The sequence below is a fragment of the Woeseia oceani genome, from assembly GCF_001677435.1.
Lineage (GTDB): Bacteria > Pseudomonadota > Gammaproteobacteria > Steroidobacterales > Woeseiaceae > Woeseia > Woeseia oceani.
In genome coordinates this window covers 1888257-1905293 of the sequence record NZ_CP016268.1, presented here as the reverse complement: position 1 = coordinate 1905293, position 17037 = coordinate 1888257, and the positions used below count along the sequence as shown (strand labels likewise).

The 17037-nt window shown below is 57.2% G+C and carries 13 protein-coding genes; 7 read left to right on the top strand and 6 right to left on the bottom strand.

Annotated features, from left to right (window positions below; genetic code table 11):
• The first annotated feature begins 310 nt into the window (after positions 1-310).
• Entirely contained in the window at positions 311-1345 is a 1035-nt protein-coding gene (locus tag BA177_RS08440; RefSeq protein ID WP_068615367.1) for a GGDEF domain-containing protein, read from the top strand.
• On the opposite strand, the gene BA177_RS08435 is transcribed toward BA177_RS08440, so the two are convergent.
• Positions 1342-2094: a hypothetical protein gene (locus BA177_RS08435; RefSeq protein WP_156762747.1), complete on the bottom strand. Its 753-nt coding sequence runs from the start codon at positions 2092-2094 to the stop codon at positions 1342-1344. The genes BA177_RS08440 and BA177_RS08435 overlap by 4 nt on opposite strands.
• A 204-nt stretch (positions 2095-2298) precedes the next feature.
• Between BA177_RS08435 and BA177_RS08430 the strand changes: the two genes are divergently transcribed.
• The 5 genes from BA177_RS08430 (at position 2299) to BA177_RS08410 (ending at position 8249) form a co-directional block, all read left to right on the top strand.
• Entirely contained in the window at positions 2299-3834 is a 1536-nt protein-coding gene (locus BA177_RS08430) for a S41 family peptidase (RefSeq protein WP_197493392.1), read from the top strand.
• Positions 3834-4208 (top strand): hypothetical protein, encoded by a 375-nt coding sequence (locus tag BA177_RS08425; RefSeq protein WP_068615363.1) that lies wholly within the window; start codon positions 3834-3836, stop codon positions 4206-4208. Before BA177_RS08430 ends, BA177_RS08425 begins: the two co-directional genes overlap by 1 nt.
• Positions 4205-6505, top strand: coding sequence for a penicillin acylase family protein (locus BA177_RS08420; RefSeq protein WP_068615361.1), 2301 nt, complete (start codon positions 4205-4207; stop codon positions 6503-6505). Before BA177_RS08425 ends, BA177_RS08420 begins: the two co-directional genes overlap by 4 nt.
• A 96-nt stretch (positions 6506-6601) precedes the next feature.
• On the top strand, positions 6602-7465 hold the full coding sequence (locus tag BA177_RS08415) for an amino acid ABC transporter substrate-binding protein (protein WP_068615360.1): 864 nt from the start codon (positions 6602-6604) through the stop codon (positions 7463-7465).
• 100 nt (positions 7466-7565) lie between these two features.
• Positions 7566-8249 carry an energy transducer TonB gene (locus BA177_RS08410; protein WP_068615358.1) on the top strand — a complete coding sequence of 228 codons (684 nt, stop codon included), beginning with the start codon at positions 7566-7568 and terminating at the stop codon, positions 8247-8249.
• 34 nt (positions 8250-8283) lie between these two features.
• Here BA177_RS08410 and BA177_RS08405 read toward each other — a convergent pair whose 3' ends face one another.
• From BA177_RS08405 to BA177_RS08390, 4 genes are all read right to left on the bottom strand, one after another.
• Positions 8284-8943, bottom strand: coding sequence for a deoxynucleoside kinase (locus tag BA177_RS08405; protein WP_068619116.1), 660 nt, complete (start codon positions 8941-8943; stop codon positions 8284-8286).
• 110 nt (positions 8944-9053) lie between these two features.
• On the bottom strand, positions 9054-10874 hold the full coding sequence (locus tag BA177_RS08400) for an amidohydrolase (protein ID WP_068615356.1): 1821 nt from the start codon (positions 10872-10874) through the stop codon (positions 9054-9056).
• Positions 10875-10973: 99 nt separating this feature from the next.
• Positions 10974-11531 (bottom strand): protein tyrosine phosphatase family protein, encoded by a 558-nt coding sequence (locus BA177_RS08395; protein ID WP_156762746.1) that lies wholly within the window; start codon positions 11529-11531, stop codon positions 10974-10976.
• 26 nt (positions 11532-11557) lie between these two features.
• A complete protein-coding gene (locus tag BA177_RS08390) occupies positions 11558-13582 on the bottom strand; it encodes a S9 family peptidase (RefSeq protein ID WP_197493391.1) in 2025 nt (674 codons plus the stop codon).
• A 397-nt stretch (positions 13583-13979) separates the two neighbouring features.
• Here BA177_RS08390 and BA177_RS08385 point away from each other — a divergent pair, with 397 nt between their 5' ends.
• A complete protein-coding gene (locus BA177_RS08385; RefSeq protein ID WP_068615352.1) occupies positions 13980-15302 on the top strand; it encodes an APC family permease in 1323 nt (440 codons plus the stop codon).
• Between the two features lie 2 nt (positions 15303-15304).
• Here BA177_RS08385 and BA177_RS08380 read toward each other — a convergent pair whose 3' ends face one another.
• Positions 15305-16999: a M28 family peptidase gene (locus BA177_RS08380; protein ID WP_082989987.1), complete on the bottom strand. Its 1695-nt coding sequence runs from the start codon at positions 16997-16999 to the stop codon at positions 15305-15307.
• Positions 17000-17037 lie beyond the last annotated feature (38 nt).

The following is a 17037-nucleotide window of genomic DNA, read 5'->3' as shown; positions in this document are numbered from 1 at the left end:
CCGTGCAAATAGCGGACGCCGAAACGTGGCGCGCTGGCGATGCGCAGGCGCCGGAATGAGACGCCGGTAACGGTGAAATTGTTCGCCGATTTGTAGAATAGGAGGGTCAATAGCGGCGTCCGGCAAGGCAAATTCCGCTTGAACACCGCCACCGGTGCGCTGGCCCGGCTGATCGCCGCAGCTTGCCTCGCAGGTGTTTGGAAACAGTTTGTTGCACAACAATCCTGCGCCGTTGCGGCGCAGGCCTACAGGGGCAGGAACACGCGCCCAGACGGGACCAACCGGAGGCGGTAGCACCGCAGACGACAACGTGATCGAAAACCTACAAAAAGGCCTGAGGAGACGTCGCTCACTGGAGGAGTACCTGCCGCTGATGTTGTGCGGGGCCGGTGTCTTCGGGGTCCTCCCCTTCGCCATCGTGCGCTTGCTGAACGGGGAAATCTGGATCGGCCTGCTCGATCTCGCGGTTGTGGCCGGCTTCTCGACCCTCGGTATGTTTGTGCTTCGTTCGAGCCGGGTGCGGGCAACCAGTATCTGCATTACGCTGCTGTGCGTCGCGGGTTATCTCGGCACCCTGTACCTGATGGGACCACAACAGCTGTTTTGGGCCTACCCCGCACTGGTTGTCGCCTACTATCTGCTCAAACCGGAAGAAGCGGTCGCACTTTCCGTGATATCCATATTGGGCAGCATCCCGGCGCTCTACGGCAATGTGAGCCTGTTCATGCTGGCAACGGCAACGATCACAATGACCATGACATCGGTCTTCGCCTATGCTTTCGCGGCTCTTACCCGCAATCAACGCCAGCAATTGATGAACCTGGCGACCTGTGACCCGTTGACGGGTGCCGGCAACCGGCGCGCACTGGACCAGAAAATTGCCGAGATAATTGCCAACCATGAACGTACATCGGCAACGGCCTCGGTGATCTTTCTCGACCTTGACCACTTCAAGGCCATAAACGACGAATACGGTCATGCCGCGGGCGACCAGATCCTCATCCAGCTGACAGAAATCATCAACCTGCGTATCCGGGTAACGGACAGTCTTTACCGGATCGGCGGCGAAGAGTTTGTCATCGTCGTGGACGGCCTGGGCATCGACAAGGCCTCGCGTTTGGCGGAGCAGCTACGCACCCTGGTAGAGGCCAATGAACTGGCCAGGGACCGCGCCGTGACTATTTCGCTCGGAGTCGCGCAACTTGAAAGCGGCGAATCGGCCGATGAATGGTTGCACCGCGCCGACGAAGCACTGTACGCGGCCAAACGGGCAGGACGGAATCAAACCCGCACCGCCCACATTGAGCTGCAACCCGTGCGGCCGAAGGTCGCGCCGCTGCATTAACCCGCCTTCCGGGAAGCTCCTTGCAACACTTCCTGGCTGACCGAAATCCACAGCGCATTGCAGCGCGCCATCACCTCGCCATGTTCGCTGTACAGGCAGGCATCGGCGAAAAACTTCCGGCCTTCATGGGCACCGCGTTGCGCCACGACGATACACCGTTGGCCGACCGTCGGCAGACGCAGGATCTCTACCGTCTGCCGACCAAGCAGCAACAATCGCATACCGGCCATCGAAGCACAGGCATACGCCGTTGGACAGTCGAGCGCGGACCACACAAACTCACTGCGCACCACTGAGTTCTGATCACCGAGATCGGCGGTCGGCACCCAGGTACAGGCTACTGGCCCCTGCCACTCTACGTCGGCTGCATCCAGCGGCCCGGGGTGCAAGCGCAAGCCCTCGCCGGGCAATCGATCCGGACCGCAAACAAAACAGCCCGGCACCTGATGCAGGTGATCGGGAAACGTGCGTGTCGCAGCCTCTGCCGCCGCAGAAAAGGAAGGCACGGCCAGATCGCGGACCACGACCGGAGCCGGCCGTGCGCTTGCCACCAGGGCCACACCGCAGTACATGCCGCGCGAGCCGTCCGCTTCTACTCTGACAGTCAAGGGCACTTGCAACGGCGGCGGCTTGCGCAGCGTCACTTCCACACTCCCCGCCATCCCGGACGCAAGGCGTCCTGCACTGTAGCCACCGTTCCCCGAATTTTCCGGGCCGCAAAAACGTGCGTCTATCGTAACTGGCGCCAAGACTTTATGTTCCAGAACGCTCTCCTTGCCTGATCGAGCCGACTAGCCTAAGGGCCACCACTGTGCCCTGCAACCCTTCTCAGCAATGATCGCGGACTCGCCGGGCCAGAGGCATGTCGGTATGATGGTTCGACCCTGACTCACAGCATCACTATGACCGCATCACGCCCTGCTTTCCGGTCTCGACGCGGCCGGGCCTGCCCATTGACCCTCGTTGTGCTGCTCGCACTAGCCGCTTGTGGCGGTGGCGGCAGTGGTGGCGGCAGCGCTGGCCGCATCGGTGCCGGCAACAACGGCTGGACCCAGGGCGTATTCCCGCCTGCGAGCGATTTCCAGTCCCTGTGCGTCAACCCCCGCACGGGCATCAATCCGGCCACCGGTCTGGCCTATGCTGACCGCAGCGGCTCACGCACTGACGAGAACAACTATCTTCGTTCTTACAGCAATGACACGTATCTCTGGTACCGGGAAATCGTCGATCGTAATCCGGCGCTGTACAGCACAGCAGAGTATTTCGAGGGGCTGAAGACCAGCGCTACAACGATTTCCGGCACACCGAAAGACCAATACCATTTCACCCAGGACAGTGCCGAGTGGTACGCACAGTCGCAAACCGGCGCGGCTGTCGGCTACGGGGTGCAGTGGGCCTTGCTCTCCCGCTCACCACCTCGGCAGTTACTCGTCGCCTACACCGACCCGAACACGCCTGCCAGCGCTGCCGGCCTTGTACGTGGTACGACAATTCTTGAGATCGACGGCGTCGATGTCGCCAATGGCAGCGATACAGACACGCTAAACAATGGCCTGTCACCCGCGGCTGCCGGTGAGTCTCATCAGTTTCGGGTGCGTGACCCCGACGGCACGGAACGCAACATCAACCTGACCGCACAGACGGTAACGTCAACACCCGTGCAAAACGTCCGCACGGTAGCAACAACCAGTGGCAACGTTGGCTATATGCTGTTCAATGATCACATCGCACCCGCCGAACAGGGACTGATCGATGCCTTCACGCAGCTGGCAAACGACAATGTGACCGACCTGGTTATCGATCTGCGGTACAACGGTGGCGGCTTTCTTTATATCGCCAGCGAGTTGGCCTACATGATCGCCGGTAATACGGCCACCGCAAACCGTACTTTTGAAACGATGCGCTTCAACGACAAACACACGGCAAGGAATCCGATCACCGGTGAGACCATCACGCCAATGCCATTCTTCAACACCAGTACCGCCGGGCAATTCTTGCCTGCGCTCAACCTCTCGCGGGTCTTCGTACTGACAGGCGCCGGAACCTGCTCCGCGAGCGAATCCGTGATCAATGGCTTGCGCGGCATAGGCATCGACGTCATTCAGATCGGCTCGCGGACTTGCGGCAAGCCTTACGGCTTCTATCCGACGGACAATTGCGGCACGACATATTTCACGATTCAGTTCCGTGGTGAGAATGAACAGGGTTTCGGCGACTATGCGGATGGCTTTTCACCGCAAAATGCCAGTATTCAAACCACTGTGTTGCCCGGCTGTCAGGTCGCTGACGATTTCAGTCAGCCACTGGGAGACATCAACGAACGGCGTTTTGCCGCTGCCCTGCAGTACCGTGAAAACGGCAGCTGCCCTACGCCGAGTTCCATCGGCATACCGGGACTCGGCAAGACCTTCCCGGGCGACTACCGCGAAGATAACTTGTACCTGCCGAAAGCACCGTGGCGCGAGATGCGCATCGTGGAAACCAACTGATGCAAAAATTACTATTACCGTGCCTGTCATTGTTACTGGCATTAAATGCTGGCTGCAGCAGCACGCCTCTGCCGGAAGGCGAACCGGCACGGATCACAAAGGCTGATGCCGAGAGTCGACGTGAGCTGAGTCAGGTCATCGGTGCTGCACTGGGTGTCAGACCGGTAACCCTGGCGGACGACGCGTTTACCGTCAGCAGCACCTTGCATTTTGATCCTGCAACCGCTGCCACTGGAAACGCAGGTCAGGGTAGCGCGATCAACTCGTCGGCGGAGGTATTCCGTTTGCTGCTGGATGGCCCGCAATGTGTGCTGGTGCATGAACGTACTGGATTGCGTTGGTTACTAATGGACACGGAGTGTAGTGCCGAATGAAATTTTTGACCCTGTTATCATTGGTATTTTCAGCGACCGCCTTCGCGGACGAACCACGGCAATTCACCGCAAAAGGCCTGCAGCAACCGGCTGAAATTCTGATTGACCGCTGGGGAATACCGCATATTTACGCCGGCACGCATTACGATGCATTTTTCGTCCAGGGTTGGAACGCCGCCCGTGACCGCTTGTGGCAAATCGATCTATGGCGGTTACGCGGCCTTGGCCGCTTGTCCGCCGTATTGGGTCCCGATTACGTTGCTCAAGACCGTGCCTCTCGCCTCTTCCTTTATCGTGGCGATATGTACCGTGAATGGCTCTCCTATGGCTCTGATGCCAAGGAAATCGCCACTGCGTTTACGGCCGGCATTAACGCGTACATTGACTTGCTCAATTCCCGCCCGGACCTGCTACCGCCGGAGTTCGAGTTACTGAATTACAAGCCGCAAAAGTGGCAGGCCGACGACGTTGTACGAATTCGAGGTCACGGCCTCTGGCGAAACGCGGCCAGCGAAATCAAACGAGCCCGCCTTGCGTGTACCGGCGACCTTGATGCCAGCGAATACTGGCGACCGCTGGAACCGGCGTGGACAACCAAAATTCCGGACGGACTGAATCCATGTGACATTCCCGACGATGTACTGCTTGACTACGAACTGGCTACGGCACCTGTCGTATTCAACGACGCAAAAAAGGCGGTCTTGCTGTCACGAGCCAAGAGCGAAGACACCAGTCTCGGCAGCAACAACTGGGCGGTTGCGCCGGAACGAACGAGCACCGGCCGACCAATCCTCGCCGATGATCCGCATCGCGGCCACGCCGTTCCCTCGCTTCGTTACATTGCCCATCTGGTCGCTCCCGACTTGAACGTCATTGGCGCGGGCGAACCTGCTTTGCCCGGCATATCCATTGGCCACAACGAACGCATCGCATTTGGTCTGACTATTTTTCCGATTGATCAGGAAGACGTCTATGTCTACGAGCGATCCGCCGATGGCAATAGCTATCGTTACGGCAAGCAGCAGGAAGACGTCACTGACATTCATGAAACGATAAAGGTGCGTGGCGGCAAAGACGTTGATGTTCGCCTGCGATTTACGCGGCATGGCCCGATCGTCGCGGAAACCGACACACAGTTCTACGCGGTGAGGGCCGCGTGGCTGGATGCCGGTATGGCGCCGTATTTCGGCAGTGTTGAATACATGCGTGCCAACAATTGGCGTGAATTTCTGGCCGCACTCAATCGCTGGGGAGCCCCGTCCGAAAACCAGGTGTATGCCGACATTGACGGCAATATCGGCTACAAGCCCGCCGGGCTGTTTCCGCGCCGGGTCGGCTTCGATGGCTTGCTGCCCGTGCCAGGCGACGGTCGTTATGAATGGGACGGTTACCACGACATGGACGTGCTGCCGGTCGAATACAATCCGGCGCGCGGCTACACGGGCTCCGCCAATTCCAATAACCTGCCAGCTGACTACCCGATCAGCAAGTACCCGCTGGGTTTCGAATGGTCTGCGCCGTGGCGCTACCAGCGACTATGGGAAGTACTGGCTGACGACGACAAGCATACGCTCGAAAACTCACTGGCTTTGCAACGCGATTATCACTCGGTGCTCGCTCGCCAACTCGTCACTGCTATCCCTGCAGACGACCGCCAAGCGGCGGCCAGAATGCTGCGCGAGTGGGATGCCACTCTGACACCGGACTCCGCTCCTGCCGCGTTGTACAACGTCTGGCTGCATCGCCATCTGCGGCCGGCGCTCAGTTCGATGTTAGCGACAAAAATGTCCACCATTGCAATCAGTCTGGACACCCGCGCAATCCTCCGCGTGCTGGATGAAGAGCAAACGGATGCCATCGTCAGCGTGACGCTGCGCAATGCCTGGAACGAGACGGCGGCGCTACTGGGCACCAGCAGTGACCAATGGCGCTGGGGTGATCTGCACCGAATGCGCTTCCAACACCCTCTTATCCATCTTGCTGACAAAAAATTGCGGGCCAGCATGACTTACCCCGACTACGCCCGCGGTGGCAGCAGCAACACGACCAACAATACCGGCTTCAATCCGGCAGATTTTTCTGTCCGCTCAGGCGCTTCATTCCGCATGGTACTCGACGTGGGCAATTGGGATGCAGCTCGAATGACCAATGCACCGGGCCAGTCGGGCGACCCGCGATCTCCGTTCTACGGCAATCTGCTCGAGGGCTGGGCCGTTGATTCCTCCTTTCCCATGTTGTACTCAAGAGCCGCTGTTGAGAAGAATACCCTCGAAATCATACGCCTGCGCCCCGAATAGGCTGCAAACTTGCCCGCTAAGTGGACTTCAACGTCCAGCCTTGCCAGACTGCAGGAAGTCGCTTGGCCATAGCGGTCGCGCAGTCCGGAGAATCTTATGAATCGCTGGCTGACATTCGCAGTCCTGTTGGTGACCACTCAGGCTGTCATCGCAGATGAATACAATAGTCCCACGCTGCAACATGTGGCTACGAGCGGGACATTCCGCATAGGTTTTGTACCCGATGCCCCACCCATGTCGTTCATTGACGCGGATGGCAAAACAACAGGCTATTCGATAGCGCTTTGCCGGCATATCGCCGATGCGGTCGGCCAGAAACTCGGACGCAGCGACCTCAAGCTCGAGTACGTTCCGTTGGTTGCGCCCGAAGATAGAATCAGCGCCGTTGCCGACGGACTTGTCGACATAGAATGCGGCGCCACCACGGTCACGATGACGCGACGGGAACAGGTCGACTTTACGCTGATGACGTTCATTACAGGCGGCACCGTGTTGTCGCGCAAGCAGCGACCGATCGCTTCTCTGGAGGACCTGCCCGATACCCGGGTCGCGGTCATCAAAGGCACAACGACCGAAGCTGCTCTGCTGCGTTACGGCCGACTGAACGATTACCGCTTTACGCTTGCATTGATCAGCACCCACGACGAAGGCATGAAGTTGCTGAATGAAGGCAAGGTGGACGGCTATGCCTCGGACCGCGCGATGTTAATTGGCCAGGTGTTCCGCAGCGCGGGCGCATCGCAGTACGTCATGGCCCGCCAGGTGTTTTCACGCGAACCATATTCACTAATGATTAAACGCGGCGACACAGACTTCCGCTTGCTGGCGGACAGCGCATTGGCATCGTTGTACGACGATGCCCGCATCCGACGCCTGTATCACAACTGGTTTGGACGTTACGGCGAACCACTATCGCCTATCATTGAAGCCATGTACGAATTTCAGGCCCTGAGCGAATGAGCCGCCCCTCGGTATTGACAGGTTTGCCACGGAACTCTTTATCAGTAACCGGTTCTGATTAAAATACCTGCTACTTTCGTCTCCGCTTTACGGACCCTGTATGACCGCACGAACGAGCCGCTACACCCTGATTGGTTACCTGTTGTTTTCATCGCTGGCCGCCGCCGAACGCGTACCCGCCACGTTTGATCATCCTGAAGACCCGTTGCTGCCGCGCATTGAGTTTCCTGAATTGCGTGGCGACGCTACTGCAATATTGCAATGCGCGTCGCAGGTAAAGGCCTCCGGACGGATGGAAGAAAGCGGCTGTTACGTCAAGAACGCCGGTGATGAAGTCTTCATAAAGGCCATTGTCCTCGCCGCGAAAAAGGCCCGTATGACCCCTGCCCGCGTCAATGGCAAAGCGATCAGCGTCTACGTCCAGTTTCGGGTTGAATTTCGCAAAGCCGGCGATGAGCAAACCGTTCGAATACTGAACAACCCGGGCTTGCAAGAAAATATCGAGGCCTACGGTGATGAGCATATTGCGGCGCAACGTGGCTTGACTTCAGAGCGCTGGCAAAAGGAATGCCCAAAGCGCGTACGCTTTACAGTTTGGGCAAAAGCCCACGTCGCAGCAGATGGCGCTCAAAGTAACTTCAGCATTCTCCCCGGTGAGGGCGCCGCCATTACCCAACGTTGCTCCGACGCTATTCTTGCCACCTTGAATGAGAGCGAATTCACACCGGCTTACGCGGATGGTGAACCGGTACCGTCGAGCTTTATTGAACCGTTTGGCAGCTAGCGCCGGCCGTCCCGGCGGGTGTCTCGCCGCGCACTCAAGCTCCGGGCCTGTGGATCTCAGCTGGCAGTACAGCTTCAATGCGCTGCATGACGTCTAGGCGATACACGAGATCGTGAATATAATCGAGCCGGTCGGTTTCCAGAATCAGTTTGTCGCCAAGCTCGTAGCGCTCGATCCAATCTTCGTACAAACGATCGAGACGCTTGAGGTAACTCAACGGCACGTCCTGTTCCATTGCCCTGCCACGCAGACGAATGCGCTTGCGTAAAGTGCGCATGGAACAACGGAGATAGATCATGAGATCGGGAGGCTTGATTGCCTGCAGAATGGCCTGATAGAAGCCACAATACGTATCCCAGTCCCGATCATCGATGTGCCGCATGTCATGCAAAGCCGTCGCAAAAATTTCCGCGTCTTCAAATATCGTGCGGTCAAGTACGACGACGCCGGGCATACGATCCAGTGCCTGATGAATGCGGAACTTGTGGCCGAGAAAATATATCTGCGAATGAAACGCCCAGCGTTTCATGTCTTTGTAGAAGTCCGGTAAATAAGGATTATCTTCACTGGGCTCGTAGAATGGCGCAATACCGTAAGTCGTACTGAGAAACTCCACCAGCGTCGACTTTCCGGCCCCAATGTTGCCAGCGATCGCAATCGAACGCTTGGTGACGGCGGATTCATTGGCAGACATCAATACAGGCATCCCTACACAGATCGAAGACTGCAGCCTAGTGTGGGCTGGCCACAAAATAAAGGGGAAGCGACTACCGCTTCCCCTGAATGACTTCGAACACCGTTGGTCTAGGGCGCTTCGTACACCACTTTGCCACCAACAACGGTCGTGAGTACCTTTACGTCCTTGATGTTGTCGGGATTCATGGTCAACAGGTTATCCGATAGCACGACGAAGTCACCCAGCTTGCCGACAGTGAGCGAGCCTTTGATATCTTCCTCATAGGCCGCATAGGCCGTATTCAGCGTGTAACCCTGTATAGCCTGTTCCACTGTCAGCTTCTCTTGGGGAAACCAGCCGCCTTCCGGTGCCCCTGACAACGTCTTGCGCGTAACCGCTGCGTAGATACCGAGTAGCGGATTCAGGTAATAACGAGATGCATTGGTACCCGGTGAATCCGAGCCAAAGCTCACTACCGAACCGGCATCCCACATACGCCGGAAGGCATAGGCGCCGCGTGAGCGTTCGCGCCCGATTCGTTCTTCCATCCAGCGCATGTCGTCGGAGGTATGGTAGGGCTGCACTTCCATAACAACGCCCATGCGACCCGCCCGTTCAATGTCCCGGTCGGTCATCACTTGCGCGTGTACCAGCCGGAACCGCCGGTCGCGTTCACCGTTCTTCTCGATGAGGCGTTCCACCATATCCATCAGATAGCCGTTCGCTTCGTCACCGATTGCATGCACCGTCAACTGAATATCGTGTGCATCCGCCTGCAGCGCGAGTCGTTCCAGGCGACTTTGCATATCTTCCGGATTGTCCGGGCTGCGCTCGAACGGAAACATGATGTCGCGCCATATGCCACGGCTCGATGGATTGTGCGTATAGGGTTCATAAAAGCGCGCTGAGCTGTTGCCCATGATCCCGTCGATCCACGCTTTCACCGCACCGTAGCGTATCCATTCGTCACCGAATCCAACGTGAATCCCCAGAGCATTCATCGACTCCCACTGGTCCAGCGGCGGTCGATAGCGGACCCGCGCTGTCATCAGCCCTTTGTCTTTGAGCTCCTGATATATATCAACCTGAATAGGCGCCGACGTGACGTCGGAGTAACTGGTCACACCCACCGACTTCATTTGTTCCCAGGCGCGCAGCGTTTCCGCCGTGCGTTGTTCTCGCGACGGCTCCGGGATGTGCTCTTCGAACAACAATCGAACATTGTCCTGAACGAGCACTGTAGATTCGACGGCACCCGCTACGGGATTGAACAATGCTCCCGTCGGTTCACCGGAACGATCACGCTCTACTGCAATCCCTTCCGGGTCCGGCATGCCTTTGCGAATTCCCGCACGCTCGAGGGCGGCGCTGTTCGCCAGATACACCTTGCGGTCAAAACGTCTGACCAATACCGGTCGGTCTTTGGTGAAGCTGTCAATCATGGATTTGTTTGGCAAAAACAAATTGCCGTACATGTCATCCGGATTCACCTGCCTGCCAGCTTCCGCGACATCATTGGCAGCCCAGGTCTCGTACGCGGACCAGTCGCCACCCGTGATCCAGGTTCCGGCTGCATAGCGTTCGTGAACTTCCCGAATACGTTCGGCGAACAACGCGGCATTGGAAACATCCAGCAAGTTCAAGCCGTACAACAAGCGCCCGGTGCCTTCGAAGTGCACGTGATTGTCGTTGAATCCCGGCACCACGAGTTTACCGCCGAGATCGATGACCCTGGTGTTCTGACCAATGTGTTGACGGACGCCGGATTCGTCACCGACATAGATGATCTTGTCTCGCAGTGTCGCAATCGATTCGGCTTTTGGTAACGCTTCATCGACGGTCCAAATTACCCCGTTACGCAGCACAAGGTCGGCTTCTTGCGACTGAGCTGCGGCACAGAATACAAAGACAAAAACACTGCTGACTAACAGTTTGGATGTGAACTTCATGGACCCCCCCGGACCGAAATAGACGTTCGGTGCTGCGAGGCGATTGGAGCATAACCGCGGCAGCCATTCAATTACCGGCAAGTTGCACGCGCAACTGCCTTATTCCGCCGGGATACTCCAGTCACAGTCCGTACAGTGTGGCGACACCTTGTGAGTGGCCAGAACGTCGAATATCCAGTCTCGCCATGTCTTGTTGGGCCGCCAGACCGAGTTCAGATCACGTTTCGCCTCTTCAACAGACACGCCATCGTAAATGACCCGATAGAGGAAACTGAATGCAGAAGCTCTGAAATTGACCTGGCAATGCAGTAATGTCTTCTGCACTGGAGACAGTTGCATCGCCGCAGCAAACATCTGAAAGTCCGCAACCTTCGGCGCGTCCCAGTCAACAGGAATGTGCAAATAGTCCATGCCAAGGTTGGCGACCAGGCGGTCTTCGTTCGGCAGTGCTTTGGCCTGATCTGACCAGGCAATGTAGATCACTCTTTCGAAGCCGGCAGCGCGCAGAACAGGTAGCTGCTCCAACGTGGGCTGACCGGCACTGGCGAACGTAGCCGAGTACTGCCGGAAATTATTGATGTCCGTCAGTTCATCGGCCGCGGACTGGACAGACCACGACAAGACAACGGCTGCCAATATCACAAACGTTTTTGCCATGGCGCTCCCCTTCCGCTGCCAGCGCACTATTCCCGAATGCCTTCCAGCCACAGGAAGAACGAATAATACAACGCCGTATCTTCCAGACTCTGGAAACGACCGGTTTTGCCACTGTGCCCGGCCTGCATGTCAGTCTTCAGTAGCAGCATGTTGTCGTCGGTTTTGTATTCGTTAAGCTTGGCAACCCATTTCGCTGGCTCCCAATACTGTACCTGCGAATCATGCAGACCGGTGGTCACCAGCATATTCGGGTAGTCCTTCCTCTCGACGTTGTCGTACGGTGAATACGACAGCATGTACTCGTAAAACTCTTTTTCGTTCGGGTTACCCCATTCGTCCCATTCACCGGAGGTTAGCGGAATACTGTCATCCAGCATTGTCGTTACAACGTCAACAAACGGCACGGCCGCCGAGATACCTTTGTACAACTCCGGCGCCATATTGACGACAGCGCCCATCAACAAACCGCCTGCACTGCCACCGCGCGCGTACAGGTGTTCGGGGGACGTGTAACCTTGGTCAATGAGGTATCTGGACACGTCAATGAAATCATTGAAGGTGTTCATCTTCTTGAGCTGGCGACCTTCGTAGTACCACTCACGACCCAGCTTCGAGCTACCGCGGATATGCGCTACGGCAAAAATAAACCCGCGATCCAGCAGGCTGAGTCGATCCGAATTGAATGATGGATCAATGGTGACTCCGTACGAACCGTAGCCGTACTGCAACAAGGGATTAGTCCCATCCAGCTTGATACCTTTGCGGTACACCATGGATACGGGTATCGATGCCCCGTCCCGCGCCGGCACAACAATGGCTTTCGACTCATAGTTGGCACGGTCGAATCCTCCCAGAACCGTGTCTTCTTTGACGAGTTTTTGTTCCCGCGTCTGCAGATTGAAATCGTAGACCGATTCCGGCGTGGTCATGGATTCATAACCGTAGCGAAACCAGTGTGTATCGTACTGGACGTTGTCGTCCGAATAGGCTGTAAAGACGTCTTCGTCGAACGGAATTCGGTACGTTTCGCCTGCACCACGCGGCATCACTTCGAGCTGCACGACCCCGTTCTCAAGCAAGGACAGCACCGCATAGTCTTTGAAGATATCGAAGCCTTCGATAAGCGTATCTTCCCTGTGCGGTACAATCTCCTGCCACTGATCTCGCGCCGTGTTGTCGAGCGGCACCTCGAATACCCGAAAATTCCTCGCGTTGTCATTGGACAGAACGAAGAAACGGTCAACGCCATCCGTTACAAAGTATTCATGGTCCGGCTCGCGCGGCAAAAACAGACGGGGTTCGGCTAGCGGCGTATCTGCAGGTAAGTATCTGACTTCCGTCGAGACGGTCGCCGCACTAACGAGGTAGAACATGCGGGATGACAATGACTTCTCAACCCACAACCAGTTGGTGTCGTCCGGTTCGGCGTACACCAGCGTGTCTTTTGGTTCTCCCAGTACGTGTCGGTACACGCGGTCCATGCGCAGGGTTTCGCTGTCCTGAACGGAATACAGCAACGTCTTGCTGTCGTTGGCCCATTCGAAATTGCTGGTGACATCCGTTATCCGGTCGTCCAGCAGGCGTCCAGTCTCAAGATCAAGAAAGTAGATCGTGTAAAAACGCCGGCCCTGGGTATCAACACCATACGCGGCCAGCTTGTGATCAGGACTGACCGCAAAGTTACGGACCGCGAAATATTCATGCTCGCCGACCAGACCATTAACATCGAGCAGCACCTCTTCAGGCGCAGTCAATTGCCCTCGTTTGCGGCAGTAAACCGGGTACTCATGACCCTCCTCGTAGCGGTAGTAGTACCAATAATCCCCGTCTTTGTACGGCGCCGACGAATCTTCCTCCTTGATGCGTGACCGCATTTCATCGAACAACGAGGCTTTGAGGCCCTGCATGGGCTCCATGCGCTTCTCGGTCCACTCGTTTTGCTTGTTCAACCAGTCGATCACACGCGGGTCTTCGCGGTCGTTCATCCAGAAATAGTCATCGACGCGCTCGTCGCCGTGGATGTTCAGGGTATGCGGTATTTTCTCGGGCATGGGCACTTCTGAGGTGTTTGAGGAACAGGCGGCTAAGACTACGATAAACGCGGCACATATGGCTGGCGAAATTCGCATTGCACGGCTCCCGGGCGTGTCCAGATGCGCTCCATTATCGCCTGTCCTGCAGTAAAGTCCACGCAGGAGGTCGCCGCGGCTGCAACCTGAGCGGGCAGCATAACCGGACTCGGGAACACTCACCGTGGCCATGATCGGTGCTTACGAGCGCTTGATGCCTGCCGGTCCGCCCGGGCAGCGCAATGACGCTGCACGTAGCGGTAGTGCGACGGGGGCCGCCGGGTCGGAGCACAAACATGCGAGAACTCAAGCCAGTTGCGCTATGCCCCGGTTGTTGTCTATGGTCCGTTGAACAAAAACAACAACAAGGGCTCCGACCATGACCTCGTCCACCGTTCCCGGAAACAATCCTAAACAGCTGCTGCGAGGCATTGGCTTTCTTGGTATCGCGGTATTAGCACTCAACGGTGTGATTGGTGCCGGCATATTTGCGTTGCCCGCATCCATTGCGGCACAGGCAGGGCCATGGAGTCCCTGGCTGTTTCTGATCGTCGGCGTCCTGGTCATTACGATCGTTCTGACATTTGCCGAGCTATCGAGTTACTTCAAAGAGACCGGTGGCCCGGTGTTGTACACCAGCACCGCGTTCGGCCCGCTGGTTGGCTTCAGCACCGGCTGGATACTGTTTCTCAGCCGAATGACCGCATTTGCGGCAAACACCGCAGCAATGGCCACTTATCTGGGTGCAGTTGTTCCCTGGTTTGGTGATGGCATCGGTCGCGCCGTGTTCGTAATCAGTGTCGGCGCCGGTCTCACCTACGCCAATTACGTTGGCGTAAAAGACGGCGTTCGGACGCTCGCCATTTTTACGTTCATGAAGCTGACACCGATCGTGCTCATGATCCTCCTGGGCCTGCAATACGTCAGCCCTGATACGCTTTTTCCAGGCAGCTTGCCCAGCTTTGACGATCTCGGCGGAACAACCCTGCTACTGATTTACGCCTACGTTGGTTTCGAATCCACGACCATCATTTCCGGCGAAGCAAAGAACCCGAAACAGGCGATGCCGCGCGCCCTGGTGTCGACCATCGTAATGATTGCGGTCCTGTACTTTCTGATCGTCCTTGTCTATATCTCGGTACTGCCCGACGCTGATGGCAGCCAGACCCTCATCGATGTCGGTGAAGTCCTCGCCGGCACGGCGGGCGGCATCGTTATCGCTTTGGCGGCGGTGTTTTCTATTGGCGGCAATCTTGCGTCAATCATGCTCGCGGTACCGAGGCTGACGTTTGCACTCTCGGAGCAACGCTTGCTGCCGCGCTGGTTCGGCGAAGTGCACGAGAAACACGCGACCCCGGCGAATTCCATCGTCTTTCTTGGCGTACTCGGAACCGTCTTCGCCCTCACCGGCTCGTTCGTCTGGCTGGCGGCAGCAAGTTCGCTGACCCGCCTGATCTCCTATGCCCTCTGCATTGTGTCGCTGCCCATCGTGCGGCGACGTGCCAATGAACAGGAACGCGCAGAGGCATTTCGCTTGCCTGGCGGCTACGCCATCCCGGGCTTCGCATTGCTGCTTTGCCTGTGGATCATGTTCCAGTCATCGACGGATGCCTGGGCCATGACCGGCGCATTGTTGGCGGCGGGGCTGGTGCTCTACTGGTTCGCCCGCCAGCGCCCGTCCGTCAGGCAAGCAAAAACCTGAGCCTAGTCTTTAACGGCCTCTAATGCCTCAAGACGCGCCGCTTCAAACTCATCACCGGGGTTCCAGCTTGGCATCGTGTCACTGTTGGCGATCGCGAGCCCGGTCCAAAAGCCAAGACTGGCGTCTTCGATCATGCCGTCGAAATTCCAGCTCGGATCGTATTCGTCACTGGGCTGGTGGTAATTGACGTCGGTGTAATGGTTGACCTGCTGCTCACCCCAATCGGCCGGCTTGTCGACGAATTCGGTGCCGGTATCGAGGTACAACGCCGGGACCCCGATTTTCGCAAAACTGAATTGATCGGAGCGATAGAAATACCCACGGTCGGCAAACTGATCTGCTTTGACAACACGGTTTTGTTGCGCGGCGATACCCTTGACGATGCCGTCGATGGTTGACTTGCCAAGCCCGATAAACGTCAGGTCATGGGTATGCCCCCAGATGTTGCCGCCATCGTAGTTGATGTTGGCGGCTATTTTCCCGGGTGGGAACGTCGGATTGGCGGCGTAGTACATGGAGCCCAGCAGCCCCTGTTCCTCAGCGCCGACAAATGCGATAAGAATCGAACGCCGTGGCGCCTCCGGCAACGCCTTGATCGCACGTGTGATCGCCAACAGCTGGGCAACACCTGAGGCGTTGTCCATCGCACCGTTATAGATATTGTCGCCTGAGGCATCCGGCGTACCGATACCCAAATGGTCGTGGTGTGCCGTGTAAATCACCACTTCGTCATTAAGCTCAGGGTCACTGCCCGGAATCTGGCCCAGCACGTTGGCGGACTCGACACGATTGATAGACACGTCCATGGCGATAGACGTAGATACACCCAACGGTACCGGCGCAAAATCGCGATTGTCAGCCGCCTCCCGCAATGCGTCCAGATCATGACCGCTCATGGCGATCACTTTGCGGGCCGCATCTTCGCTTACCCAGCCCTCGACCTGCATACGCGGTTCATCGCCAGCCTGTAACTCAAACTGCTCACCGGTCCACGACGTTTGCACAACCTGAAAAGGGTAACCCGCGGACGGCGTGGTATGGATGATGATTGCCCCGGCAGCACCCTGGGCCGCCGCGCTTTCGTACTTGTACGACCAGCGACCGTAGTAGAGACGCGTCTCGCCCGCGAACAGCTCCGGGTCCCAGGACGGGTCGTTGTTCAACATGACCAGCACTTTGCCGCGCAGGTCCATGCCTTTGTAATCATCCCATTGGTACTCAGGCGCCTGGATGCCGTAGCCAACAAAGACGAGTTCCGCATCTGCCACCGTGGCCCGTTCCGCTTGCACACCGCTGGCAACAATGAATTCATCCCATTGTTTTAGCGTGGTTTCCTGCCCGTCTTTGGCAAACCGCCAAACGGCTGGCTGCTCGGCGGTCACACCAACCAGATTAAACGGCTGCTGCCAACTGCCATCGGCAGCGCCTGGCTGCAGACCCAGCGCTTTCAGTTGCTCAACCAGGTAGTCCCGCGCCATGCGGTCACCACGACTGCCGGGACCCCGCCCCTCGTACTTGTCATCGGACAATTCGATGATGTGATCCCGCATCGAGTCAGCGGTGATCAATTTTACAGCCTCTTCAGCCGCGCCAACCTCCGGGGCTACAGCAAAAGCCGAATCAGCCACGGGTTTGTCGCCACAGGCGACCAGTGCCAAAACAGATAATGTGCCTGCCAGCTTCAGTATGAATTTCACGGCTTACCTCGTCGTTAACACAAACATTGGTGTGTAGG